Here is a 23,678-nt window from a genome sequence, read left to right on the forward strand (position 1 = left end):
GAACTTACGGGTTGCATTCGCGGGCGCTTGGCGAGCGCGCAGCTTTCAGCTTCTCAATGCGGCGGGCCAGATACCACGCCGCCTTTTCCAAATCCTCGATTTCATTCGAGGGGTTTTTCTTCCCGGCGCGGGAAATGTATTTCACCGTGTTGCCGAGATGGAACCCGAGCTCCCACGCCTCGATTACCTTGATTGCCTCATAGGGGGATTATCCCCCGCCGTAATGGTCAGGGTGGTCAACGGCGCTCATTTGGCCCCATCGCTCTTGTGAAGCATCGAAACTTGCTCGCGTCACTTATCCCCGCGCTTGGCGGGTTTGCGCTTCGTGAGCGCGGCGCGAGCGGTTTCCAGATCGTCCGCTTTCTTCGCGCGGGGCTCGCGGTTGCGAGGCTTCACGTCGGCGTATAGTGCGCGGCGTGGCAGATGCGGGTAAGGGTCGCTGATTTCGCCCATGCGCGTTCCGGACATGGAGCCGCCGGCCGGAATCGAACCGGCGCCCGGCCGATTACAAATCGGCTGCTCTACCAACTGAGCTACTGCGGCGATTTATGGGATAGGCCCCGCCATCATTAAGCCGGGCCGGAGATATCTCTTGGATAAGCACGCTATCCCTAACGTGCCATCTCATGGGGCGGATTTGGCTCCATTTGGCCCACGAAGTCAACATCAGCCATGCGCAAGGCTATGTTATCCTTGGACAAACCATCGCGAACTATAAGCAATGCCTTGTCAATTCGACGCATGGCCGTCGTCCGCGCCCAGCCTCTTTTTCTGCAAAGCGCCCGAAAACTAAGCCCTGCAACGACACACAGCGCGTAAGCGAGCAACACGCGCCTTGGCCCCGGCCATGCGCGCAAATAGCGATTTGTCCAATCGTTTACCTCTTCCTGTCGCGTAATGGCGGCGGCAGGCGGCGGCGCACGGCGCGCGACAGCCGCAAACTCTCTCACCCGTTCGTCCGGATCGTGTCCGCGAATATCGTCCATGTCCCGCAACACGTCCGGCCATGCGTTGCCGAACTCTTTCGGGAACCGCACTGGCGGCAGGCGTCGCAACACGTCCGCCGCTTCGAGATAGCGGTGAAAGACGATTTCCTTGGTCCATTCGTCCATTCGCATCCCCTTCGCTAAAATCCCGGCGTTGCGTCGAAAGACGACGTGTCCGCGCTCTGTCCCTGCGCGCGCCCGGCTTCCGTCCGCTCATTGTCCCAATCCGGCAGGGTCTCCGGGAAACCCCGTATCACCTTGCCCGTGTGCCAAACCCATGGTCGGGACCAGCCGATGACGCCGAACTTCTGAAGCCCGCCTGACCAGCGCTCCCAGTATTTCCGGATCGCGTCATTGGATGGCGCTTCGCCCTCGGAATCCGGCGCCGCGACCTTCTTGAACTCTTCCCGCCAGTCCGTGAATTGCACCGCGATGACGCCGGGCGTGACGCCCGCGTCTTCCATTTCCGCCGTCGCATAGACGCCGCGCGCCTTCAGCGCATTCAGCAGCGCCCTGAAGATCACCTCTTCCTTGGGGCGGATCATGAAGCCCTTGGCCGCATCGGCCTTCCTCGCCGCTTCCTTCTCGCCGACCGGGATGACCACGCAGCTCGTAATCGGGACGCCATCGTCACGGACGCCGATCTTCACCTGCGACAGCTCGAAACACAGCTTCCCGCCGGCTTCCCCGTCCTTAACCTTGTCGAAATAGACCGTGCGCACGCCGTCTTTGACCGACACCATGGCGACGGAATCCGTGTCGCCCTTCAAGCTGCCGTGTCCGCGCATACCGCTCCCGTTCTTCGGCAAGTGGTGGACAAAGCACACATGCGCGCCCGTCTCACGCGATATGCGCTCGCCATGCTCCAGAACACGCCCGACGTCGCGCCCGTCGTTCTCATTGGCGCCGGCCATGCACTTCGACATGGTGTCGATGATCACCGCGCGCAGCTCCGCCCGGCCGGCCCATTCCCGCTGTATCGCCGCTATCACCTGGTGGAACTCTTCCGCATTGCCGTCGGGGCGGAAAAGGTTAACGCGGGAGGGGATTATCTCGAACGGCACGTCGCTGAAGTCGCGGCCTTCGCCGAAGTGCTGTATCCAGGCGGGGATGCGCAGCCCCTGCACGCCAAACCCGGACTCCCCCGCCTGATAGATGACCAGACCGGCCTTGGTCTTGCGCCCGAGAACATCGGCGCCGGTGGCGATGCACATGCCCGCGTGAAGCGCGAGGAACGATTTTCCAGACTGGGATTCCCCGGCAAGGAAGGATTGCTCCCGCGCGACCATCCAGCCGTCAATGACGAAATCCGGCGGGCGCACATCGCGCTTTGCAACCTCCCCGATCGATATGCGCCCAAGCCGCTTCTCCCGCGGCGGCGTGAGATATGGCCGCGAGCTTTCGACAAACTCTTCCAGCGTCTGGGGGAGGGGAAGGTCCACGAGCATTACGCCGCTTTCTGTTCGGCCATCGTCGAAAGCATCGCGTCATTCCAGTCGATCGGCCCGGGCCCGGCCATATGGATCAGAACCTCAAAACCCAGCCGACGGAACCGCGCAGCGCCGGTCTGAAGCCGCGCGCGGGTTTCAGACGGGTCGCTGTCGCCGTCCCCGAGAATGACCACGCGCCGCACGCCTTCCGGTATCCAGACCGCCTGCGACGACATGTCAGGCTCTCCGTTATAGATGGTGGCGTTTTTCCGGCCCCGTGGCGGGCATGGATGCGGCTTGCTACCCGTGGCGCTCCCGCAGAGATTACCGAGGCTGTAGGCCGCCGCTGCCCCGGCGGCGGCGTATTCGTCGCCGAACTCCCCACGCTGCGCGAGCGCCAGCCACGAAAGGCAGGTTTCAATCCCTTCCCCGATTGCGAAGACCCCATCCGCCGGCGGCTGAAGCATGATGGAGGCGCCACCCATGCGGAACGTGCCTTTCTTGGCGTGGTTCCGGTTCGCGTCGCCGGGCGGGCGCAGCTTTCTTCCTTCTGAATCGAGATAGGTCCGATGCACGCCGCGGATGACGCCTCGAGCATCTCGAGCGGCCGCAAGAATGCACGGGAAGTCGCCCAGATGGGTCTCCTCTTCCGCGTCGGGATCCGTGAACCCGCGATAGGCGAGCGCCGGAATAAACCCGAGGTCCGTTGTCGAAAACGCCCCGAGAATGATCCCGCGCCGCGCGTAATAGCGTTCGGCAAGCGTTCCTTCGATCGGCTGCGCCTGTCCGAAAAGGGCTTCAGCTCGGTTCGCCTGTCGCTCGCGTTCCGCCGCCTCTTGCGCGGCGCGGTCGCGGTCCTCATCCTTCCGTTCCTCGCGCTTTTCCCTGTCTATCTGCGGGTCACGCGGCTTGAACGTGCTCTCGCGCTTTGGCGGCGCTTCCCCGGTGATCAGCTCGCAGGCGGCGATGAAGTCGCAGTCTCGCGCGTGCATGATCATGCCGATTGCATCATGTCCGCCCTTGGCGCCGCGGCAATTCCATACGCCCTTCGCGGCGTTGATCGAAAATCGATCCGACCCGCCGCAGTTCGGGCAGGCGGTTTGCAGCTCTCCACGCGCCTGGACTTTCAGATTGAGCACGGTAGCAGCGACATCCTCGATCCGCGCCGCTTTCGCGCTCTCAACCCATGCTTCAAAAGCCGCGTCATTCATCGCGCCACCTCCCAGCCTTTCGCGTCACGGCGGGAAAGCGGCTCAATCCTGATTTCATCGTATGGGTAAAGCATCGCCCATGCGTAGAGGCTTTTCCCAGCTTCAATATGCGCGGCAACCGCGCCCCGCTCATCAGGAGGCAAGCGGAAAGACGACAGCAACCCAGCCCCGTTTTTCACGATCCCGAGAAACTTCGCTTCACTTCGCATTGCGCCGCCCTTTCGTCTTTGGATGACCCTGCAAAATCGGAACAACGTCATCCCGATGCAGAAATATCGACAGAAGCATGTTCCCCACCGCGTCGAGACATTCGCTCTCGCGCAGCGCGTTCGTGTCGAACTCGATTACCGCTTTCCGTTGCGCGCGATAGGCGCTGGCCGCGATAGCCGCGAACATGTCGGACCAGGTGACAGACCTTCCCCCGCCGCCCCATGTCAGATCGCGGCTGCGCAAGATATGCAGCGCTTCCGCGAGTAACGCGCGCTCACGTTCCGTGACTTGTTCGGATGCGGGTATGTCGCCGAATTTCATGGGCGAGGTCCCGTCAATGCAGAGAGCGCCGCTTCTACTCGCCAGATTGATCGCCCAATCACTTCCGAGATTTGCGGGAGAATTGCGTCGCCGTATGCGCTGATGCAATCGCGAGCCAGCCAGGCGGGTAGCCCATGATCCACTCGTACGTGGCCAGCAATGCCGCCGTGCCAGTCACGCCAATCGTCCGCCCATGCGAGTCCGGCTCGCCCCATTTGTTCGCGCGCGGCGTCCCGATCATCGTCCGTAATGACGGCCGCACCTTCCCTGTGCGCTCCGCTGCTCCTCCGCAATTCGATCCGTAATCCGTCGCCGTTGCGGTCGGAACCAACTGCCGGCCGCCGTGTTTCATCTGCCGCCCGCGAAGCGTGGCGATCTGATCGCCACGCCCGCCCCGCTCCCCGTCCGATTTGCGCGGTGTCGGCAGCAATGAACCAGACCCGGCTGCGTTTATGGGGCGCTCCGATATCATCAGCACCGACCACGCACGGCCAGACGGCGTAGCCCATTCCCTCCAGCTCGCCGATGATCCAGTCTGCGCCGCGAGTTCTGAGGCCAGGGCTGTTTTCAAAAGAGCACCAACGAGGCCGGCATTCGGAGACGAGCCGAAGGGCGTCACGGAAGAGCCCTGTCTTTTCGCCTTTGACGCCTTTGCCGCGGGAGTTTGCGAGGCTCGCGTCTTGGCATGGCGGACTTCCGACGATGGCGTCTGGCAAGCGCCCGAGATCGGAAACAATTCGGCTTGCCGTGAGCGTTCGAACATCGTCATACATCCGCGCATCTGGGAAATTGTAGGAGAACACCACGCGTCGCCATGGATCGGCCTCGCACGCTGCTACAGTGCGAAAGCCGGCGCGGTGCATGCCAAGCGACCACCCGCCACATGCGCCGGAAAACAGATCGATGATCGCCGGACCGCTCATCGCACTTCCTCCCGCGGCAATCTCAACACCTGCGCCACGTAATGCGCCGGGAAACCCATCTCCCGCATTCTCCGCGCCGTCTTCCGGCTTCTCTCCCGCGTGCGCACTTCAACGCGCACAATCCGGACGCCGACTTTCTGCTTCATCGGAACAAGCCTCACCGGTAATATTTCGACAGTTTCGATCGATCGCGCTTGCGCGGCCGGACATAAACAAGCGCCCGATGATGGCTGCACCACGCGCTCCCGGCATGGCTTGCTGGCGCGCCACAGCACGTCAAATCTTCAGGATTGCCGATAACCCAGCGGCAACCATTCGCGCGCAGATCGGCGAACGAAACGCCTTCTGGAATCTCGATATGATCGATCGGCGGCGGGATGATTTCAGGGACAGAAAGTTCCCGCTCTTTTGGCTTTCGCGCCTTTGCTGGGCGCGGCGGCTTGGTAATCGGTGCGTGTTGTGGTTTTGCAGCATTAGCGAGACCCATGCGATGCGCCCTCCCGATGACCGAATTTTTAGTCCGCCCGAGTAGCTTTCCAATTTCAGCCGCCGACGCTGCGGTTCCCCACATGTCGCGCACAATCTCGATTTCTTTTTCCGTCCATGGCCTATTCACTATCGCCATTGATGGTGCCTCCGCACGCGCCAATGCCACGCGCGCGGCGCAACATCTTTAGCCTTCAGACGCATGTCTTTTGACAAAATAGTCACCAGCGCGCCGCTCTTGAAAACATACGAAACGCCATCGCGCACAAGCGCGTGAGCGCCAAGCCTCGACGCTTCAGCGCAAATCTCCTCAAGATGCCTGCGCAATCGCGCACAGTCGCCGCCGTCTCGCGTTTCGAGCCATGAGATAAGCAGCGCTTCGCCGACTTCTTCCGTCACTTCCGGGTGAGCGCAATGGGATGCGGCGCGCAACGCTCGCACGTCGATTCCGGCGACGCGATCGAGATAGCGGAGCATGGCGTGGGCGGTCACGATCATGGCGCGCCCATCATGCCGTTTCTGCGAATGAAAAGAGCGAGCCTTTGTCCGCAACATTCAATTGCTGGAGATTGCGCGCCGCTTGGGAAAAATATGTCGGTTTCAGTTCGAAACCAATCCCCCTTCGGCCCATATTAATCGCTGCCCATACCTCGCTTCCGATCCCGAGAAACGGCGTCAAAACTACGTCGCCAGGGTTGCTCCAAAGATCAATGCACCGCTCGATGACATCCAATTGCAGCGGCGAAATATGTTGTTCATCTCGTTCATCGCGCTCATCTTTTGCCGATGGATTGTATCGCCTGTTTTGCAGGGTCCGCGTCTGGTCAATATCCATCCAGACAGGCGACGCATATCGTTGCCAGACAAGAACTGACACCCACATATCAAACGGCCATGGCTTGCGCCCTTCCGCGCGAGTGCGCGCCGCGTGGCGCTCATAAGCATCGCGCGAGATGTCCAGCCCTTCGCCACGAAACTCGTCGAACATGCCATCTACCGGCTCAGGGTTTTCGCCCGGCTTTCGGAAAACAACCACATAGTCGGCGAGCCCTTGGCCGCTGATGCAACTGTCCTTCGTTATTTGCTTGTGAAGTAGCCGGATATTCTTGGTGCGCTGCTGCGCAATAACCGGGTCTTTCCATATGCAAATCTCAGAATGGAAAATCCACCCTGCGTCGCAATACGCGCGCACAATCTCCCCGCGGAAATCGCGCATACCGATAAATCCATGGCGCGTTTTGCTCGTGGGAAGTTGCATACAGTGGACGGCGTGGATGCGCCCCGGAATTGTCACGCGAAGAAGCTCTTGGATCAGGAATGAATAATGAATCCAGAAGTCGTCGCCTTCATTATTGGAAATGTCGCGGTCGTAGTTTGAAAACTTATAGAGCCCCTCAAACGGCGGACTATGAATCCCGAAATGCACGCTATCGCCAGGGACTGCGCGAATAAGTTCGCAGGCGTCGCCTTGGTAAATCGCATATCGACCGGTAATAACCTGATCGACGGCCTTGATGTTTTCCGATTGCATCATGCTGCAACTCCAAGCCAATTCGGAATGATTACAGGCTTTGTGGGTTTGTAATCTGGTGTTGTGCGCTCAAGTCCCCGAATGTTTTGTGCGGAAATTGACGCGGTATGCATTACCAGCGCCGCAGCCATGCGTTCGGCGTCAACCTCCTTTCTGCGGAGATTTGCGACGACAGCGCCTTCAAGCTCAGACGCAATAAAGTGAACATTTACCGGCTTCGTCTGACCAAAGCGCCAGAAGCGCCTGATTGCCTGATAGACTTGCTCAAAGCTGTCATTGAGCCCGACAAATCCTGTGTCACAACAATGTTGCCAGTTCATTCCAAACCCAGCGACGCCGGCCTTTGTGACCAGAACGCGAATGCGTCCCTCGCTAAAATCAGTCAGCTTCTTTTCTTTTATGTCGTCAGGGTCTGATCCGCGCGTTTCGACAGCGCCGGGGATTGCCTTGCAAAGAGCTTCGCTTTCAGCATTTAGATTGCACCACCAAACGAAAGGACGATCCGTAGGAGTGATGCTTGCTGCCATGGCGACGCGATCGGCGACGGTATCTCTCCGCGCCGCAATTCGCTCCGACATAGATCGTGCTTCCATCGGGAACAGAAGACCTGTTTCAAGGCTTGGCGCATACTCAACGCCGACCGTGTGCTGATGCTGATTTAGCGACGGGGGGTCATATCCATCATTTGAGTAACCAAGATCAGATGGCTTGCGGATCATTACCGCCCATGATGCAACCCATTCCCAAAAGACACTCTCTGCATGGCCTTTCAGGCGCCATTTTTGTGTCTCGCCGCCATCATGAGTGAAGAACGTCGCCAGCATATCCGTATACGACATGACACCAAGAAATTCCGCATGGTTGCCAAGCTCCATAAAATCATTTGGCGCAGGCGTAGCGGTGGCAGCAAGACGGAACGGAACATGCCCGCACTCATCAATAAGACGCGTCCGATAATGCCCCTCTGTTGATTTCAGGATGCTGGATTCATCGAGAATGACGCCGCCAAAATTAGATAGGTCGAAATGACCGATCTTCTGATAGTTCGTGACAAAAACGCCCGGCCCAACAACTTCAGACGCATCGCGGACGATTTGCGCGTGCATCCCGAATTTTTCCGCTTCGCGGATATGTTGTGCCGAAACAGCAAGCGGGGCAAAACACAGGACAGGCTTTCCTGTATGTTCGGCAACGCGCCCCCCCCAGACAAGCTCCATAAGCGTCTTGCCGAGACCAGTCCCTGCAAAAATAGCAGCGCGCCCACGGCGCATAGCCCATGCAGTTATGTCCCGCTGGTGATCCTTCATGAATTGTGGGAGGCCATCGACAACAGTGATCCCTGTCGATGGATCGGCCCTCCGCTTTTTTGCGAGAAATTCATGATATTGCATTTGTCGCACTTTCATCCTTCAATTGAGATACGAACCTGCTCAACCGAAATCCGATCAACGCGCATCCGCTTGTATGACGCAGCTTGTCTTTCCCGCTTTCGGTCTATCGCCGCGTCGCCACGAAGCGCCCGGACCGCGTGCAATACCGTCGTGTGGTCATAGCTTCCTGTGGCGCGCGCGATCTGCGGATAGCTCATCCCCAGTTCTTCGCGCATCTTCGCCCAGACGTGACGTCTTGCGTGATAATGGCGGCTGGTTCGCGATGGCCCGAATATGTCGCCTTTCGGGACGCCGTATCTTGCCCACGCTTCTTCGCAGTATCGCGCCATCGCCTCCGAAAACCGCGTCTTCGGCGCCATGGCCTTCGGATCCAGATACCAGGGCGTTTCCATCTTCGCGCCTCCTCAGTTTTCCACGATGTCCATGATTAATTCTTCGACGCGGCGCTTCTTCAGCGCATATGCCGCGAGCTTGCATTCCGCCTCCCGCGCGCGGCCCAGAAGCTCGCTGTTCATCGCCTGCAGAGCGGCATTCTGGCGTTCGAGTTCGGCGACGCGCTCGTAAAGGCGGGTCAAAATCCACTCGATAAGTTTGAGGTTCATGCGAGGTCTCCGAGCGCGGCGGAAAGTTGCGCCGCGAACATGCCGAGAAGGATCGCATGCTCGGGGATCGGCGAGCCGCCGCGCAATCGGCGGGCAAGATGACGGCATTTGCCAACATCAACGGCGTCGAAAGCCTCGAACAGCGACAAGCCGATCTCGCCCCAGTCAGGATGGCGCGCCATCAGGATCGTCAGCGCCGTCACAGTCGACGCGCGGATCTCCAGCGCGTTCTGCGGCGTTGTCTCATTGAGCAGGCGCAGCGCCAAAATCACAGGCGCCTCGCCGTAGGAATCCAGCAAGCGCTGGATTGTATCCACGGCGTAAGTTTGCGATGACATGTCGCCATGGATGCGGTGCTTCGGGACCGAGACGCCGACGCTGGAAAGCAGCCTTTTCAACCGCCGCGCGCGACGATTGCGCCGCTTCACGCGCGCATGAAAGAGCTGATAGATTTCCAGGGATGTTGGCGCCGCGTCTGCCGTCATGGGCGGTCCTCGTTGAACAGGACGAGATTACGGGGCGGGACGCGCGCTATCGTGGCGCTCGCCCAATCAAACAACGCGACAGCGTCGGCTCTATTATCATCCCTGCAATCTCCCGGAATGTAGCCGAGAAGTTTCGCGCGATTCAGAACCGCGTCCTTCGTCGCCTTGCGCTCGCCCATGTTTGCGGCGCCGATAAAATGTTTTCTTACCGTCGCCGCATGTGGCGCATGAACGCGTATGTTTCGCGCCATCGCTTCGGCGTGCATGACGCCATGGCAATAGAGCTGCAACACCACAGCATCAGCGCTCTTTTGCGCGACAGGGTTCAAGAAATGCTCTGAGATTATGATGTCTGGACGATCGAAGATGAATTGGTCACGAAGGAACGCGCGCATGTTGAACGCTGCCACCTCTGGCCCGTCGCATGGTCGCTTTAGCCGCACGGATCCTGACCGTGGGATTTCTCCCGCGCGTCCGATACAAAATCCACAAACGGTGGCTATGTCCAGCGCCATAATGTTCACGCGCGTCACCGCCGCATCTTGTGTGGTTACTGAAGTGTGTAAGTGCCTGGCTTCTCATCTTCTTCGGGCAAGGGCGTGATGCCGCGCTCGATTGCCGCCGCGTTCGCCGCAGCCGCTTCAGCGTCGGCTTCTTCCTGAGATGGCTCCTGCTGCTGCGAAAGCAAATCGCCCGCGTGCTCATCTCCGAAAACGCCGCCCTCGCGGCACATCTCGACGTATATGGGAAACTGCGCGAGGAAGTCGTTGCGCTTCAATTCATCCATGCGAGAGAGTTTCAGCATCAAACCGAACAACTGGCGATGCAGATGGCCATCGTCGACCGCAGATTTGATGCGCTCGCCAATCTCGCCGTTGATGCTGGCGACCTTTGTCTTTTTGTTGCTCGCGTCCTTCAACAGCGCGAGAAACTGCTTTTTATTGACGATCTTCGTTGTTTGCTCAGTCATGTTTGGCCTCCTTATTTTCCATTGCCGCATAGAGCGCTGCCGCCAGCGCCATCACGTCTTCCGCTCTGAAATGTCTGCGTAAATCTCGTAAAACTGCTCATTTCTAAGCAGCATTTTCGAGCGCAGTGTTTTCTTCCTGCTTCACAGATGACCGTTTCACGCGGCTCTTACGAGCCGCGCCAGCGCGTTCTTCTCCACAGGCTGTCGCCGCAGAGCTTGCGGCCACTTTCGCGATGTTCAATGCCGCGTTGTGATCGCGGTCGGCCTCGAATTCACAGTCGTCGCAAGCAAACGTCCTTTGCGACAAGGACAGCGTCGCTTTCACGACGCCGCAGCAAGAACAGGTCTTGCTCGAAGGAAACCATCTGTCCACAACCACGATGCGCGAGCCGTAAAGCTTCGCCTTGTATTCGAGTTGCCGACGAAACTCGAAAAAGCCGCCATCCATGATGGACCGCGCGAGCTTGCGATTGGCGGCCATGCCGCGCACGTTGATGTCTTCAATGCCGACGACGCGATAGGTCTTCACGATCCGCGTCGTCAGTTTGTGCGTCGCGTCCTTGCGGACATTGGCGACGCGAGCGTGAAGCTGTGCGAGCCGGCGCTTGGCTTCCCTGAAATTGGCAGAGCCGCGCCGTTTGCGGGAGAGCGCTTTGTTTGCGCGACGGAGCCGCTTCAGCGCCGTCTTGTGCGACTTCGGACCTTCGATCGACTCTCCGGTCGAGAGTGTCGCCAGCGTCTTCACGCCAAGGTCGACGCCGACTTCCGCATGGGGCTGCACGACAGGCTTCACGTCGTCGGTCTCGACCAGCAAAGAGATGAACCAGCGGTCAGCTTCGCGAGAAGCTGTGGCGCGTTTGAGCGGTCCCGAGAACCGCACGGCCTCACGCATCCGCACCCATCCGACGACAGGAAGCTTGATGCGCTTTCCATCGGCGCGGAAAGTCCCCGCCTCATTCGCAGCGCAAAAGCCCACACGGTCGTCTTTGCGTTTGAAGCGGGGGTATTTGCCGCGTTTCTCGAAGAAGGCGCGGAAGGCCGCGCCGAGGTCGATAATCGCCTCTTGGGCGGCGCATTTGGTGACATCGAACATCCACGGGAATTGCTCGCGCTTGACGGCGTTCAACTGCTTGCGCAGAGCTGCGTCGGACGGCTTCCCCCCTGCCTTGTATTGCGCCTGCCATTCCGCCAGAGCCCAGTTGTAGGCAAACCGCGCAACGCCGCTCGCTTGAGCAAAATACTTGCGCTGCGCATTGTTCGGGTCGAGAGCAATTTTATGGGCGAGGAGCATGTTCAGTTTTCCGTTGCGGCTTTCAGTTTATCTTCACCGCGCATCAGCCTTTTCGCTTCGTCCAGCGCAGACATCGCAGCGAAAATTCGAGCGTCATCAGGACGCGCAGCAGCGCGCTTAGCCGCTTCAAGTTCGCACTCAAGCTGCGCCATCTTCTTTTCAATTCGGCGGATGACATAGGCGCTGATCCGATCTGCAATGCGTTCGACGTGGACAAGACGGTTGGACGCAAGACGCTCAAGCGCGCCGGGCGCGATTCCAGCTTCACGCGCCACAATTCGGCGCGCTTCCGGCTTCTTCACGCCCTGTTCGATCATCGTCTCTTCGACGAGTCTTTCCGATAAAGCCGCGATACTCATTCGCTTACCCTCACGATTTGACGGAACGTCAGAAACTTTTTGACCCATCGTCATGTCTTTCCATGCTCAATTCAGAACATGGGAACGACAGACAAACACAAACCCTAACCATTCATTGAGCGTGCGGTTGCAGCCGCGGTGCTCGGAAACAAATGTGACGGTGGACAAAATGAATAACCAACCGAGAGGCCCACCATGAGCGGGATCGGACGCATTACCTTCTCGATCCCGCTTGCCGGCCGCAGCCCTCCCGCCGCGACCGGCTTTCTCGTCGTTATTCCTCGCCGTGCTTTGGTTCAGCGAGATTCCTCGGCGCCCTCGTGAAGCACCGAAGCCGTCAAATCACGCGACGCGCCAGCAGCGCATGCCAGACGCGCCGTCCTTCTCAGCCGGTGCGACCTTGAACTTCCACTTCGGCGTCTGATGCTTGCCGAACGCATGCGCGCGGCTCGCGAGCGTCCCGCGCTTCACGTCCGCGACGAAAAACGACTGACCGACGGCGAGCTGGCCGAACGGATATTCAACACCGCTGCGGCGAGAAACGACGGGAACCGGAACATTGTCTTCGATCTCGATTGTCATGTTTCAACCTTCAGGGATGTCTTGCATGTGGCCCCAGAAAGACCGCCCAGTGGCGTGAACCGCCGGGCGGCAAGTCTAGGGAGGAAACGCCCAAGGAGGGCTGCCGCACTTCCCCTGCGGCGCGGGGGTTCACTGAGCCGCGTAAAGAGACTCTTCTGTCCACCAGGTTTCAACCTCGGTGGCGGCGGCGTCGACGTAGCGCACGAGATACGAGTGCTTGCTGTCGCTATTGGAATAGCGCCCGACGATCTCGCCAGTGAGATTTGACGCCACGAAACGGACATGCTGGCCGATGTCGAAAGAGAATGTTCTCGTCATGGCTGAACCCCATCGATGCGGCGGGAAAGTTCGAACGAAAGCGCTTCTGCGTCGGCTTCGTCGCGCTCGGTCTGCGAGATGAAACGGAAATCAATCCGCGCGTTTGCGTATGCAATGCGGCGATTGCCGGGGAGTTGCGGGTCTTTCACGTCGCGCAGCGCCATCGCCATTTGGCCGGAAAGGCTGAAAGGATCGGGATTTGTCATTCTGCGCCCCAGAACTCGGGATTGTAGGAATAACGGCGATGACGGCGCGATGTCCGAGCGCCGAAGGTCTTGCGCTGATTTCGAGGCGCTTCCGCTTCATCGGCGGCGCCGAGCAACCAGCGAAAATCTTCACGACTTATTTCGCCAGCGAGATACTGCGGGAGGACACGCGATGACGCTTCCGGCTCGGCGGCCATCAGCTTGCGATCGGTGCGGGTGAGTGCTGGGCTCATCCGGCGGCCTCGCTCGGCTGTTCCGCCAAATCGTCAGCGGCATCAGCGGTAAGCGCGTCCGCTTCAGGCAGAAAATCGTTCGGTGTCACAGCGCCGTTGGTCGCCCGGAACACTGCGTTCAGCAGGTCAAGCGATGGATTGATCTTGCCGTTGCGGAGCTTGTTGATGGTCCCCTGTGAACGCCCGACCAAGCGAGCGATAGCCTGCTCTGTGGTTCCGGTTTGCCGAATGTATGCGTCGAGTTTCATGGTGCGGATATTCCGCTACAGAATAAATCTTGTCAAGAATAATATTCCGCGTTGGGAATTGAGGCGCCACCGGGATTGATGGACGATAGGCGCATGCCCAAAACAACAGACCCGCTGGCGGCAACGCGCAAACCGACATTCCTCCGCGAATGGCGGAAATTCCGCGAGCTTTCCCAATTGGAAGCGGCGGACAGACTCGGCATCAAGCAAGGAACCCTGAGCAAAATCGAGCGCCGGGAACTACCGTATAATCAGGACTTCCTTGAAAAAGCCGCGCTCGCATATGGCTGCGATGTCGAAGATTTCTTTGCGAACAATCCGCTCAAGCCGGACACGCCAAAGCTAATTTATTCAAAGCTCTCGAAAGCGTCGCCGCAGATGCAAAAGCGCGCACTCGATATCCTCGACGCGCTCCTTAAAGCAGGATGATGAAACTCATACTTGCTGCAATAAGCCTATGCGTCATCGCGGTCGTCGCGCCAGCTGGCGCGACACCTGGAATGCTATCCGCAGATGGCTGCCACGGACACCCAAGACACTGCCATACCGCAGACGAAACGGCAGTAAACTCGCACGGGCGGAAATATGTCCCAGGATCGTTTTCGCATGGCGCTAAAAAACACAAGCGTCACAGCAATGGCGGGAAATAGAAGCACCCGGGATCAATCCGGCGCGCCGCCTGTGGCGGCGCGGAGTTCGTATCGTGCAGATTTGCCTTTATGTTTGTTTTGACAAAGGGTGCAAAGTGGCCTTCCGCGTTGATCAGCGGAAACCTCGTATTTCGTTGGGTTCATTCCCCCCGTGGAGAACATTCGACACAATGTGTCGCGCCCATCCCACAGGTGAGCAGCTCCCGTTGCGCAGGGGCTAAGAGCCCCGCTCAGGTTTTTCGTTCGGATAAGGAACATTTCGCCTCTCGGTTCTTGGCTATTGAGAGAGAAGGGCTCGGACGGCGTAGTTCGCCCGTCGAGAGCGAACCACGCCGCCCAGACTTGGCTGATTGAGCCGAGCGTGGGTCATAGACGCACTGGCGCAGCAGATTCCCTTTCGGGTTAGGCCGGGGTTGGCCGGTCGGCCCATGCCTGCGGGTTCATTCCAACGGCGGGGGCAATGGGCCGCGCCAGCAACTTCATCGCCCCGTGCGGGTGCTCGCGCCCCGCATCCTGCCGGGGGCGTCGCGCGCCCCTTCGGCTTTTGCTCGCTTCGCGTTGCCCGGTCCGGTCTTTGCTGTCCCGGCCTTCGTCCAATCGGCGGAATTGCTACGGCGAGCGCCCGACGGCATTGGCCGGCGAGCTGGGTTTGATGCGAGGGAGACCATCATCCCCCCCCTGGCCGGGGATTGCGCGCATTTATGGCGGTTGTTTCAAAAAATATGGATTGCGTCTGATCTTCTGAGTGGTTATTTTGCCGTAAGTCACATTCTTCCTCGAAAGCTGTGTGTGACGGTGAGCCGCCGGGGTGCTTCCCGAGCGGCTCTTTTTTTACGCCAAAAAAAATATTCCGCAAGCGAATTTTTTTGTTGACTAGGAATATTCCGTGGGCGAATATCCTCTCATACCGCCACTGAGGCGAGGAGGGGAAGATGGGGACGCAACAACGATCATCCGCGCTCCGCGCTCGCGCGCTCGAGCTCTATGCGGAAGCCAGGGAAATTCAGGCTAGCGGAATCTGGCGCGATAGCGTGCTGCGCGCCTATCGCGCGAAATATGCTGAAGCTCACGCCGTTGACATGGCGCATCTGGATGCGTGCGCCGAAGAAATGCGCGCCGCCGCTCGCGAGCAAACCATCAAGGGAGGAAGGTGATGCACATCTCCGCCGACATCCACATCGAAGGGAAGCCGGTCCTTCGGTTCGCCCGCGGCGAAGAAGCTCATTGGGTTGAAATCAGGGACAGCATGGATTGGCACACGAACGCCGCCGTTGTGTTCGCACGCGCAGTCCCGCCGGAAGTTCTCGAACGAGCTGTAGCCGCCTTCAACGAAGTCATCTCGCAAGGCGAAATCAAACAAGCCGCTGAATAATTACTGAAAGGATAAATCATGGACATTCCAACTCTCAAAATTACGCGCTCCGATCTGAACGAGCGCAACGAATACGCCGGCGCGACAGACGTTTCGGATTACGCCGGGCACATCGAAATAGACGCCGATCTCGGGCGGGTGAGGTTCACAGGCAGCATCGTCGCCAAGGGGCGCATCCGGGCGCTCGCGGGCTCCGGCATCAAGGCGGGCTTGGGCATCGAGGCGGGCTTGGACATCGAGGCGGGCTCCGGCATCGAGGCGGGCTCCGGCATCGAGGCGGGCTCCGGCATCAAGGCGGGCGACGGCATCAAGGCGGGCTGGGGCATCAAGGCGGGCGACGGCATCAAGGCGGGCTGGGGCATCAAGGCGGGCGACGGCATCAAGGCGGGCTGGGGCATCAAGGCGGGCTTGGACATCGAGGCGGGCTCCGGCATCGAGGCGGGCTCCGGCATCAAGGCGGGCGACGGCATCAAGGCGGGCTGGGGCATCAAGGCGGGCGACGGCATCGAGGCGGGCTCCGGCATCGAGGCGGGCTTGGACATCGAGGCGGGCGACGGCATCAAGGCGGGCTGGGGCATCAAGGCGGGCGACGGCATCGAGGCGGGCTCCGGCATCGAGGCGGGCTTGGACATCGAGGCGGGCTCCGGCATCGAGGCGGGCTCCGGCATCAAGGCGGGCGACGGCATCAAGGCGGGCTGGGGCATCAAGGCGGGCGACGGCATCAAGGCGGGCTTGGGCATCAAGGCGGGCTTGGACATCGAGGCGGGCTCCGGCATCGAGGCGGGCTCCGGCATCAAGGCGGGCGACGGCATCAAGGCGGGCTGGGGCATCAAGGCGGGCGACGGCATCGAGGCGGGCTCCGGCATCGAGGCGGGCTTGGACATCGAGGCGGGCTCCGGCATCGAGGCGGGCTCCGGCATCGAGGCGGGCGACGGCATCAAGGCGGGCTGGGGCATCAAGGCGGGCGACGGCATCGAGGCGGGCTGGGGCATCAAGGCGGGCGACGGCATCGAGGCGGGCTTGGGCATCGAGGCGGGCTTGGACATCGAGGCGGGCTCCGGCATCGAGGCGGGCTCCGGCATCAAGGCGGGCGACGGCATCAAGGCGGGCTGGGGCATCAAGGCGGGCCTTTCGATAGCTTCGAAATGGATCAGCGTTCGTTTGCGCATTTTCGCCGGTTTGTGCTCGTGGAAACTGCTACCGCCGGACGAAATGGAAATTCGCGCAGAAATTCGTTCTGGAACGATATCGTTCGGAACACATATTCCGCCAACGTCTGACGAAACAAAATCAGCCGCGGAGGATTAGTTATGTCCGCACAATCTGAATGGCTGGCGATCCCGACGCATCTGCGCCCCGGCCTCGCGCGATACCTGGTTCATGGCGTTCGGCCGGGGAGTTTCCTGCGCGCCTTCGTCGATAACGATCTGATTGACGCGATTGCGCGGGCTTCTGACAACAGTTGCGCCGGTTTCCGCCCGATGGCGGTGTTTCTCGCCAATCACGCGCCGAGAGGCTGCTACGGGCGCGCCGGATGCTGTTCTAGTTGGCTCGGCATCAACCATGCGTCGCGGGTTGAGATTGCGCGCCGGTATTTCGGCGATGCGTTCCAGGCGATGGTCGCGGATAGCGGGATTAAGGTTGAGGAGGTCGCGTAAATGATCACCACCACACTCAATCGCATCCGCGAGCACGGCCCCTGCGAAGATGGCTGGCGCAAGCTTCTCGCCGGTCTAGGCAAGACCGCGCCTGATGACGAGCCGCTGCCATACGCGAAGATTGTCGAAATCAACGGCATTGATGACGCGCTATGGGCCTGCCGCGCCGAGCCGCAATACGCAAAAGAATGGCGGTTGTTTGCGGTCTGGTGCGCGCGGCAAGTCGAACATCTAATGACCGATGATCGGTCGCGCGCCGCGCTCGACGTTGCTGAGCGATATGCAAACGGGCTGGCGACAGATGGGGAATTAGACGCCGCGAAGGACGCAGCGAGGGACGCCGCGATGGAAGCCGCGAGTTCCGCCGCGATGGAAGCCGCGAGTGCCGCCGCGTGGGCCGCCGCGAGGGCCGCCGCGAGTTCCGCCGCGAGGGCCGCCGCGAGTGCCGCCGCGTGGGCCGCCGCGAGTTCCGCCGCGAGGGCCGCCGCGTGGGCCGCCGCGAGGGGCGCCGCGTGGGGGGACGCGAGGGGCGCTCAAACCACGAAGTTCATAGAAATCGTCGGGGGCGAGAATGACTGACTCTCAAATCCTCGCCCTTCTCGGGGCCGCGCCTTTCCTCGCTCTCACTGCCGCATGGATGGCGGGTCTCGCTTTCATTTTCAAAAGGGGTTGGTGATGACGTTCGATCCTACAAAGCCAGTTCAGACGCGCGACGGGCGTAAGGCGCGGATCGTGGCGACAGATTTCCGCGGCGAGAATGGCGAGACAATCCTTGCCGCAGTTGAGCGGCATTTGCAGCCCGGCGTTGAAGACGCGCGCGAATATTTTGCTGATGGCAGCTATACCGGATGCGGCAAAAAAGTCCTCGACCTCGTGAACATTCCAGAGCGCATGGCGCGGTGGGTCAATATTTATCCTGACGGTTGCTACAACTGGTCAAGAATCAACGCTGATAATAATGCGTTGAAAGGGCGCGTAGCTTTGCTCGAATTGATCTTCGATGACAACCGCCTTGTTGACGTGATCAAACACGACACAGGGGGCGAATGATGCTCAATCGACGCCTTCGCGGAACCAGCATGTCGGCGAGCGCCTGCCTAGATTTCATGGGCGCGTATTTCATCGCGGACATTGATTTCCGCGTCACCTATTGGGGCTGCGATGCGCAGACTTACGGGCCGCCGGAACGATGCTTCCCCGCCGAAGCGCCGGAATATGAAGTCGACGCGATTTTTCTGCACGAAGATCGCGCTCCTGCACTCGGCCCGATGTTCGAGGCAACCGGCTCCTTGTTCGACGTTCTCGCCGGATGCGACGCGGTGACGGAAGCAATCATGGAAAAAATCGCTGAAGGCCCGCCTTCACGAGACGATTATTGAAAGGGGAACGATCATGAACACGCACTGCAAATACGATCGCCGCGCGATCACGAAGCGCGCACATGAGCTGAAGAAAAACGGCCTGCAATGGGGCGACGCAATGCGCGCCGCATGGGCGGAGGCTCGGGAAGCGAATGTCCCGGCGACGATCTACGCAAAGGCGCAGCCCTCTGGCGCTCGAGCAGCGCTGCGCCGCTATGGCGTCGACATGGACATGGCCGCAGACCTCGCGGCGAAGGCGGTGGAAGCCGTGAAACGGGTCGCCAGTGAGGCTGTCCGCCGCGCCGCTACCCCTGCCGCCCTGCCTCATTTCGACGGCGCCATTGACGCGCGCAAGGGCGCAGACGGCGTGTATCGGTTCTGAGTTCTCCGCGCCGGTCTCTCCCTCACCGGCGCCAACTTGCGGGGCTCGGCTCCTCCTCCTGTCGAGCCCCGCATTTTCTGCAAAGGTCCGCAATGAGCATCTATTCAAAGTTAATCGCCGCGATGAATGAGCCTCGCGTTGTCGAGGCGCTCCGCAGCCGCATGGTGGTTGTCACTTATCGCCTCGACACAAGCGGGACATTCGAAAAGCTGAACATGGCCCGCGACGTTCTGGCGGAAGCTGAAGCTGTTTTCCGCCGGACAATGACCGTGGCGTTTGTCTTCTCTTCCCTCCAAGCCATCGAAGTATGGGGGAAGCTCCTTGCATCTCTCCCATAAATGAACGCGAGGCTGGGCTTCAATCTATCGACGCCACGGATGAAGTTGCGAGAAATCACGAATGAGCATTGAAACATTCCCCGTCACCACGCTCGGCGCCGCCGCCGCTGCTGTCGTCGAGAAGATCGCGCCGAAGCGCAAATTCGAAGCGGTGAAAATCGCGAGCGGCGCGAAGATCGCGACTGACGGCGTTTACGACATGCCGATCGAATTTTACCACGACGACTGTTGCGTAGGGCCGTCGATTTCATCAAGCGGCCTTCGCACGATCGAAACGAAGTCGCCGGCTCACTATTGGGACGATTCCTATCTCAATTCGAACAGGGTCGAACAGGACAAGGAACCGGGCCACTTCTCTCTCGGGCGGGCGGCGCATGTGCTGCTGCTGGGGGAGGAAGGTTTCGCGCGCCAGTTCGCGGTTCGGCCGAAGGAATTTGATTCCTGGCGCACCAAGGATGCGAAGGCATGGCGTGCAGAGCAAATCGCCGCGGGGAAATCGGTTCTGGTCCCGGAGGATGTCGAGACGATCAAGGGGATTGCGCATTCGCTCGCCCGTGATCCTTTGATCAAAAGTGGATTGCTCAATGGAGAGGTTGAGCGGTCAATCATCTGCAAGGACAAGGAAACTGGCGTCTGGCTGAAAAGCCGCCCGGACGCATTGCCGGTCAATGCCGATCTTGTCGTCGATCTGAAGACATGCACGAGCGCGACGGCCTATGCCACACGCCAGTCAATCCGAGAATACGCCTATCACATGCAGCTTGCATTGACGGGGATGCTGATGCGCGAGGTTCTCGGTCACAACATCTCAGACGAGGATTATGTCCTTGTCTTTGTCGAGACGAAGCGGCCGTATTGTGTGAACGTCAAGCCGATCGATCCTAGCGCGATCTATTACGGCCGGTGTCAGGTCAGGCGTGCAGTTCGCAAGTTTGCCGAATGTCTGAACAAGGGCGAATGGCCCGGATACGAGGACAACGGCCTGACCGCTTCCTTGCCGAAGTTCCTGACAGAAAATCTTGAGGCTGAAATCAAAAACGGCCTTTTGCCGGAGGTTGCCTAATGGCGAACGAAATCAGCAATTCAGAACCGAAGATCAGCTATCGTGAAATCGCCATCTCCGACACAGGCGCCGGCGGCGGAATGCTCGCGCCGCGCAGCTTTGGGGAGGTCGTCGCGTTTGCCGATCTGATGGCGCGATCTGATATCGCGATCCCCAAGCATCTGCGCAACAATGCCGGCGCGTGCATGGCGGTGACGATGCAAGCCCTACGGTGGGAGCTTGATCCTTTCGCAATCGCCAACAAAAGCTATTTCGTCAGCGACCGCATTGCTTACGAGGCGCAATTGATTGCGGCTGTTGTGGTGACGCGCGCGCCGATCAAGCGGCGCCCTGATTATTTTTTCACAGGCGAAGGCCCGACACTGCGCTGTCGTGTTTCCGTCGAAATGCTTGACGGCTCTGTGAAAGAATACGAATCCCCGCCGTTCGCGGCGATAACGACGAAAAACTCTCCGCTTTGGAAGTCCGATCCGCAGCAACAGCTCGGGTATTTTTCGATCCGTTCATGGGCGCGGCGACATGCGCCCGAGGTTCTACTCGGCGTCTACACGCCTGATGAACTTGCCGCTGAACGCGCATATCAGGCGCCGCCGGCAAACCGCCTTGCCGAAAAGCTCGCCAGCGCAGCGAAAGGCGAAGACGGTTTTTCTCATGCGTTCGTCGCCTCTGAACTTGCTGGGCAGATCGAGCCGATCGACGGCGAGTTTATCGATCCGGCGCAAGAGACTGGCGCGGGAGCCGCGCCACAGGCCGCAGCGGAGCGCGCTGATGCGGGGGCGCCCGAAACGTCAGCGGAACCCACTGCGGCCGCCCAGACACAAGAGACAGACGCGCGGCTCCCCTCCCGCGCGTCTCAGGCGGCGACGGGCGCCAATGATGGCGTAGCGGACCCCGTCGCCGCCGACAATTCACGCGCGACGCGCAAGATGGTGTGAGGCGATGAAGAAGCGCCGGCGCATATCGACGAAAGAGCGGCTGTCCATTTTCACGGCGGCCGACGGCGTTTGTCATATCTGCGCCGGCAAGATCACCGTTGGCGAGCGGTGGGAGGTTTCGCACCTGATCCCGATCGAGATGGGCGGCGCTGATGATGCGAGCAACACGCGCCCTGCGCATTATCGCTGTCACCGGGATCTGACTGCCAAAGAGGATGTCCCAGCGATTGCGAAGGCGAAGCGGCGGGAAGCGAAGCACAAGGGCGCCGCGAGGCCGAAGGGGAAGATTACGCGGCGCGCGAGGGAAGAGAAGCCGAGGTCCGACAAGCTGCCACTGCCGGCGCGGAGGGGGATTTATGTTGATGCGTGAAACATATCCGTGCGCCCACAACTACGAAACTCAGGATGTCGTCATGATGCTCGAACACCCATCGCAGATACGAGATGAATCAATAATCAAATCAGAATTTACGAGGCGTATCATGGCTCCTGATCAGATCGAATATCACTTCAATAACCTCCGCCCCTTCGCCGTCAACGGCGTGCGCATTGATTGCGCTTTGAAAGGCTCGGCCGTCATCGAGTTCCAAATTACGGACGGCGGCAAGATCAGCTTTTGGGTAGCGGCGATCGATCTTTGCGGCGTCCATATCCAGTATGGCAGCGAGACGAAAGTTAGGCTGGCGGAACACCATCATTTGTTTGAGGCAGTGCGCCTCGCAATCGAGAACGGCGCCGAGCGCGACGCAGTGAAAGCGGCGATCATCAACTACCAGAGGGAAAAATGAACGATCGCCAGCGAACTGAGGCACTATTCTTCCCAACGATGTTACTAAACATCATTGACTGCGGTGTGACGGATCAGGAAGCGGAAGACTTCAAGCGGTGTCGCGCCTATTTGATAGAGGCGAACGAAGAAACCCTGCGAGGCTGCGATGACAAGCGACGGCGCCAGTTGATGCGCCGAGTTGTGCGCCTTCATGACGCTTTGACGGAGGAATATCGCGAGCACGAGGCGCGCGTCGATAAGGTCGGGCTGATGGTCGTCTATGTCCTGCAAGCCGTCTTGGCCGCTGATTATCTGGTGCTTGAAGAAGGCTCGCGGCTGTCTGTTGCGATCGGCGCGATTATCGAAGGTCTTGGCGACGCCTTTTCGGAATCGCGCCTTGACGCCAGCGCGCGGAAGCACGCGGCGAAGATGTTGGCGCAGTTGCAACGTGAGGGATATTTCGCTGGCGTCATATTCGAGAGGGAAGCGGCATGACTGAGCTTCCCCTTCTCTCGCCGCTACACCACAGAGGCTCCCCGGGCCGTAAGCGGATGCGGGAATACATCTTCCGCGAATTGCAGAGCGGGCGAGATTTCAGCGATGTCGTCGCCGAGCTTATCGCACACGGCCACACCTATCACCACGCTTACGACATCGTTCAACACCAGCGCCAGAAGATCAGATGCGGCTTGATAAACAGCAGGCGCGATTTTTCGCCGGGGCCGCGTGACGGCGGCATGATCGAGTTCGCGCCCGGTCACATGGCGGACGTGGCGTCTATGCGGCTGATTGAGAAAGCAAGGGGGATGCGATGAAAGTCACTGATGAGATGGTTACGGCGGCGCGGGAAGTCTATTTATCGGCGGAAGTCGGGGCGATGATGAACGACATGATCCGACATATGATTTCCGTTGCAATATCCGCCGCTCCGCCATCAGACGATTACCGGCGCGGGCTGGAAGATGCGGCGAAAGCGGTGCGCGAACATGCGGAGGGGATCGAACGGGAGTTTGGGTCGTGCATGCGATCGCAGAACATCCGCGATGCGGAATCCGTGATCGCCGCCTTGGGAGGATCAAAATGACTATGCGAGAAAAGATCGCTCAGGCGGCGCGAAAGTTCCATCGCGAATCGTGCTACCCGGACGCATTAGATTTCGAAGTTGATGCGTTCATTGACGCAGTTCTAGACGCTCTGTCCCATCCGACGCCGGAGATGGAAAAGGCATTGTGCGCCGTGATGAGCGACGGTGGCCTATATTTCCACCATCCGGACGATGGCGACCTAGACGATTACGAAAGGCACTGTTTCAAGACGCTCCGAGCCGCCTTCGTCGCCGCTATCCGCAAAGCAGGGGAGAAGTGAGA

Annotated in this window: 41 protein-coding genes and 1 tRNA gene; 18 read left to right on the forward strand and 24 right to left on the reverse strand. The window is 59.7% G+C overall.

The features are described from left to right. Positions 1 to 4: 4 nt before the first annotated feature. From LG047_RS19820 to LG047_RS15555, 24 genes are all read right to left on the reverse strand, one after another. Complete coding sequence (locus LG047_RS19820; protein ID WP_227968514.1) at positions 5 to 193, reverse strand: DUF3310 domain-containing protein; 189 nt, start codon at positions 191 to 193, stop codon at positions 5 to 7. A 98-nt stretch (positions 194 to 291) separates the two neighbouring features. Next, complete coding sequence (locus LG047_RS15445; RefSeq protein WP_227967631.1) at positions 292 to 468, reverse strand: hypothetical protein; 177 nt, start codon at positions 466 to 468, stop codon at positions 292 to 294. Next, positions 468 to 543 (reverse strand) — tRNA-Thr (locus LG047_RS15450). Before LG047_RS15450 ends, LG047_RS15445 begins: the two co-directional genes overlap by 1 nt. 68 nt (positions 544 to 611) lie before the next feature. Next, positions 612 to 1,112, reverse strand: a complete 501-nt coding sequence (locus tag LG047_RS15455) for a DUF6362 family protein (RefSeq protein WP_227967632.1) — start codon at positions 1,110 to 1,112, stop codon at positions 612 to 614. Between the two features lie 14 nt (positions 1,113 to 1,126). After that, a complete protein-coding gene (locus LG047_RS15460; RefSeq protein ID WP_227967633.1) occupies positions 1,127 to 2,434 on the reverse strand; it encodes an AAA family ATPase in 1,308 nt (435 codons plus the stop codon). Next, a complete protein-coding gene (locus LG047_RS15465; protein ID WP_227967634.1) occupies positions 2,434 to 3,627 on the reverse strand; it encodes a primase-helicase zinc-binding domain-containing protein in 1,194 nt (397 codons plus the stop codon). The genes LG047_RS15460 and LG047_RS15465 overlap by 1 nt, the downstream gene beginning before the upstream one ends. After that, entirely contained in the window at positions 3,624 to 3,836 is a 213-nt protein-coding gene (locus tag LG047_RS15470; RefSeq protein WP_227967635.1) for a hypothetical protein, read from the reverse strand. Before LG047_RS15470 ends, LG047_RS15465 begins: the two co-directional genes overlap by 4 nt. Next, positions 3,826 to 4,158 carry a hypothetical protein gene (locus LG047_RS15475; protein WP_227967636.1) on the reverse strand — a complete coding sequence of 111 codons (333 nt, stop codon included), beginning with the start codon at positions 4,156 to 4,158 and terminating at the stop codon, positions 3,826 to 3,828. The genes LG047_RS15470 and LG047_RS15475 overlap by 11 nt, the downstream gene beginning before the upstream one ends. Beyond that, a complete protein-coding gene (locus LG047_RS15480; RefSeq protein ID WP_227967637.1) occupies positions 4,155 to 5,081 on the reverse strand; it encodes a DNA cytosine methyltransferase in 927 nt (308 codons plus the stop codon). Before LG047_RS15480 ends, LG047_RS15475 begins: the two co-directional genes overlap by 4 nt. A 157-nt stretch (positions 5,082 to 5,238) precedes the next feature. Continuing rightward, a complete protein-coding gene (locus tag LG047_RS15485) occupies positions 5,239 to 5,706 on the reverse strand; it encodes a GcrA family cell cycle regulator (protein WP_227967638.1) in 468 nt (155 codons plus the stop codon). 369 nt (positions 5,707 to 6,075) lie between these two features. After that, entirely contained in the window at positions 6,076 to 7,101 is a 1,026-nt protein-coding gene (locus LG047_RS15490) for a site-specific DNA-methyltransferase (protein WP_227967639.1), read from the reverse strand. Continuing rightward, a complete protein-coding gene (locus LG047_RS15495) occupies positions 7,098 to 8,489 on the reverse strand; it encodes a helicase (protein ID WP_227967640.1) in 1,392 nt (463 codons plus the stop codon). The genes LG047_RS15490 and LG047_RS15495 overlap by 4 nt, the downstream gene beginning before the upstream one ends. 11 nt (positions 8,490 to 8,500) lie before the next feature. Further along, positions 8,501 to 8,848, reverse strand: coding sequence for a helix-turn-helix domain-containing protein (locus LG047_RS15500; protein WP_227967641.1), 348 nt, complete (start codon positions 8,846 to 8,848; stop codon positions 8,501 to 8,503). A gap of 45 nt (positions 8,849 to 8,893) precedes the next feature. Further along, positions 8,894 to 9,091 (reverse strand): hypothetical protein, encoded by a 198-nt coding sequence (locus LG047_RS15505; RefSeq protein ID WP_227967642.1) that lies wholly within the window; start codon positions 9,089 to 9,091, stop codon positions 8,894 to 8,896. Then, positions 9,088 to 9,576 carry a hypothetical protein gene (locus LG047_RS15510; RefSeq protein WP_227967643.1) on the reverse strand — a complete coding sequence of 163 codons (489 nt, stop codon included), beginning with the start codon at positions 9,574 to 9,576 and terminating at the stop codon, positions 9,088 to 9,090. The genes LG047_RS15505 and LG047_RS15510 overlap by 4 nt, the downstream gene beginning before the upstream one ends. Next, entirely contained in the window at positions 9,573 to 10,109 is a 537-nt protein-coding gene (locus LG047_RS15515; protein WP_227967644.1) for a hypothetical protein, read from the reverse strand. Before LG047_RS15515 ends, LG047_RS15510 begins: the two co-directional genes overlap by 4 nt. A gap of 17 nt (positions 10,110 to 10,126) precedes the next feature. Next, entirely contained in the window at positions 10,127 to 10,576 is a 450-nt protein-coding gene (locus LG047_RS15520) for a hypothetical protein (RefSeq protein WP_227967645.1), read from the reverse strand. A gap of 73 nt (positions 10,577 to 10,649) precedes the next feature. Further along, positions 10,650 to 11,837: a transposase gene (locus LG047_RS15525; protein WP_227967646.1), complete on the reverse strand. Its 1,188-nt coding sequence runs from the start codon at positions 11,835 to 11,837 to the stop codon at positions 10,650 to 10,652. 2 nt (positions 11,838 to 11,839) lie between these two features. Next, complete coding sequence (locus tag LG047_RS15530; protein WP_227967647.1) at positions 11,840 to 12,196, reverse strand: hypothetical protein; 357 nt, start codon at positions 12,194 to 12,196, stop codon at positions 11,840 to 11,842. Positions 12,197 to 12,538: 342 nt separating this feature from the next. Beyond that, positions 12,539 to 12,778, reverse strand: a complete 240-nt coding sequence (locus tag LG047_RS15535) for a hypothetical protein (RefSeq protein ID WP_227967648.1) — start codon at positions 12,776 to 12,778, stop codon at positions 12,539 to 12,541. Positions 12,779 to 12,907: 129 nt separating this feature from the next. After that, positions 12,908 to 13,096, reverse strand: a complete 189-nt coding sequence (locus LG047_RS15540) for a hypothetical protein (protein WP_227967649.1) — start codon at positions 13,094 to 13,096, stop codon at positions 12,908 to 12,910. After that, positions 13,093 to 13,260 (reverse strand): hypothetical protein, encoded by a 168-nt coding sequence (locus LG047_RS15545; protein ID WP_227967650.1) that lies wholly within the window; start codon positions 13,258 to 13,260, stop codon positions 13,093 to 13,095. Before LG047_RS15545 ends, LG047_RS15540 begins: the two co-directional genes overlap by 4 nt. 38 nt (positions 13,261 to 13,298) lie before the next feature. Then, a complete protein-coding gene (locus LG047_RS15550) occupies positions 13,299 to 13,535 on the reverse strand; it encodes a hypothetical protein (RefSeq protein ID WP_227967651.1) in 237 nt (78 codons plus the stop codon). Then, positions 13,532 to 13,783, reverse strand: coding sequence for a helix-turn-helix transcriptional regulator (locus LG047_RS15555; protein WP_227967652.1), 252 nt, complete (start codon positions 13,781 to 13,783; stop codon positions 13,532 to 13,534). Before LG047_RS15555 ends, LG047_RS15550 begins: the two co-directional genes overlap by 4 nt. A gap of 93 nt (positions 13,784 to 13,876) precedes the next feature. Here LG047_RS15555 and LG047_RS15560 point away from each other — a divergent pair, with 93 nt between their 5' ends. The 18 genes from LG047_RS15560 to LG047_RS15640 all read left to right on the forward strand — a co-directional run bounded on the left by LG047_RS15560 (position 13,877) and on the right by LG047_RS15640 (position 23,676). Then, entirely contained in the window at positions 13,877 to 14,212 is a 336-nt protein-coding gene (locus LG047_RS15560) for a helix-turn-helix transcriptional regulator (protein WP_227967653.1), read from the forward strand. A 1,252-nt stretch (positions 14,213 to 15,464) separates the two neighbouring features. Continuing rightward, positions 15,465 to 15,587: a hypothetical protein gene (locus tag LG047_RS19625; RefSeq protein WP_255679580.1), complete on the forward strand. Its 123-nt coding sequence runs from the start codon at positions 15,465 to 15,467 to the stop codon at positions 15,585 to 15,587. Next, entirely contained in the window at positions 15,587 to 15,805 is a 219-nt protein-coding gene (locus LG047_RS15565) for a hypothetical protein (protein ID WP_227967654.1), read from the forward strand. The genes LG047_RS19625 and LG047_RS15565 overlap by 1 nt, the downstream gene beginning before the upstream one ends. An 18-nt stretch (positions 15,806 to 15,823) precedes the next feature. Then, complete coding sequence (locus LG047_RS15570; RefSeq protein ID WP_227967655.1) at positions 15,824 to 17,113, forward strand: hypothetical protein; 1,290 nt, start codon at positions 15,824 to 15,826, stop codon at positions 17,111 to 17,113. A gap of 2 nt (positions 17,114 to 17,115) precedes the next feature. Further along, entirely contained in the window at positions 17,116 to 17,463 is a 348-nt protein-coding gene (locus LG047_RS15575; protein ID WP_227967656.1) for a hypothetical protein, read from the forward strand. Further along, positions 17,464 to 18,042, forward strand: coding sequence for a hypothetical protein (locus LG047_RS15580; RefSeq protein WP_227967657.1), 579 nt, complete (start codon positions 17,464 to 17,466; stop codon positions 18,040 to 18,042). A 96-nt stretch (positions 18,043 to 18,138) separates the two neighbouring features. Continuing rightward, positions 18,139 to 18,513, forward strand: coding sequence for a hypothetical protein (locus LG047_RS15585; protein ID WP_227967658.1), 375 nt, complete (start codon positions 18,139 to 18,141; stop codon positions 18,511 to 18,513). Continuing rightward, entirely contained in the window at positions 18,510 to 18,842 is a 333-nt protein-coding gene (locus LG047_RS15590) for a hypothetical protein (RefSeq protein WP_227967659.1), read from the forward strand. The genes LG047_RS15585 and LG047_RS15590 overlap by 4 nt, the downstream gene beginning before the upstream one ends. Positions 18,843 to 18,855: 13 nt before the next feature. Beyond that, a complete protein-coding gene (locus LG047_RS15595) occupies positions 18,856 to 19,206 on the forward strand; it encodes a hypothetical protein (RefSeq protein WP_227967660.1) in 351 nt (116 codons plus the stop codon). A gap of 92 nt (positions 19,207 to 19,298) precedes the next feature. Beyond that, entirely contained in the window at positions 19,299 to 19,544 is a 246-nt protein-coding gene (locus LG047_RS15600) for a hypothetical protein (protein WP_227967661.1), read from the forward strand. 61 nt (positions 19,545 to 19,605) lie between these two features. After that, on the forward strand, positions 19,606 to 20,607 hold the full coding sequence (locus LG047_RS15605; protein ID WP_227967662.1) for a PD-(D/E)XK nuclease-like domain-containing protein: 1,002 nt from the start codon (positions 19,606 to 19,608) through the stop codon (positions 20,605 to 20,607). Continuing rightward, positions 20,607 to 21,542 (forward strand): recombinase RecT, encoded by a 936-nt coding sequence (locus LG047_RS15610; protein WP_227967663.1) that lies wholly within the window; start codon positions 20,607 to 20,609, stop codon positions 21,540 to 21,542. The genes LG047_RS15605 and LG047_RS15610 overlap by 1 nt, the downstream gene beginning before the upstream one ends. A gap of 4 nt (positions 21,543 to 21,546) precedes the next feature. Next, complete coding sequence (locus LG047_RS15615; RefSeq protein WP_227967664.1) at positions 21,547 to 21,912, forward strand: HNH endonuclease; 366 nt, start codon at positions 21,547 to 21,549, stop codon at positions 21,910 to 21,912. A 43-nt stretch (positions 21,913 to 21,955) separates the two neighbouring features. Beyond that, on the forward strand, positions 21,956 to 22,330 hold the full coding sequence (locus tag LG047_RS15620; protein WP_227967665.1) for a hypothetical protein: 375 nt from the start codon (positions 21,956 to 21,958) through the stop codon (positions 22,328 to 22,330). Continuing rightward, entirely contained in the window at positions 22,327 to 22,806 is a 480-nt protein-coding gene (locus tag LG047_RS15625) for a hypothetical protein (protein WP_227967666.1), read from the forward strand. The genes LG047_RS15620 and LG047_RS15625 overlap by 4 nt, the downstream gene beginning before the upstream one ends. Further along, complete coding sequence (locus LG047_RS15630; protein WP_227967667.1) at positions 22,803 to 23,126, forward strand: hypothetical protein; 324 nt, start codon at positions 22,803 to 22,805, stop codon at positions 23,124 to 23,126. The genes LG047_RS15625 and LG047_RS15630 overlap by 4 nt, the downstream gene beginning before the upstream one ends. Further along, positions 23,123 to 23,395, forward strand: a complete 273-nt coding sequence (locus LG047_RS15635) for a hypothetical protein (RefSeq protein WP_227967668.1) — start codon at positions 23,123 to 23,125, stop codon at positions 23,393 to 23,395. Before LG047_RS15630 ends, LG047_RS15635 begins: the two co-directional genes overlap by 4 nt. Next, positions 23,392 to 23,676 (forward strand): hypothetical protein, encoded by a 285-nt coding sequence (locus tag LG047_RS15640; RefSeq protein ID WP_227967669.1) that lies wholly within the window; start codon positions 23,392 to 23,394, stop codon positions 23,674 to 23,676. Before LG047_RS15635 ends, LG047_RS15640 begins: the two co-directional genes overlap by 4 nt. Positions 23,677 to 23,678: the final 2 nt, after the last annotated feature.

The organism is Methylocystis sp. WRRC1 (assembly GCF_020733155.1).
Lineage (GTDB): Bacteria > Pseudomonadota > Alphaproteobacteria > Rhizobiales > Beijerinckiaceae > Methylocystis.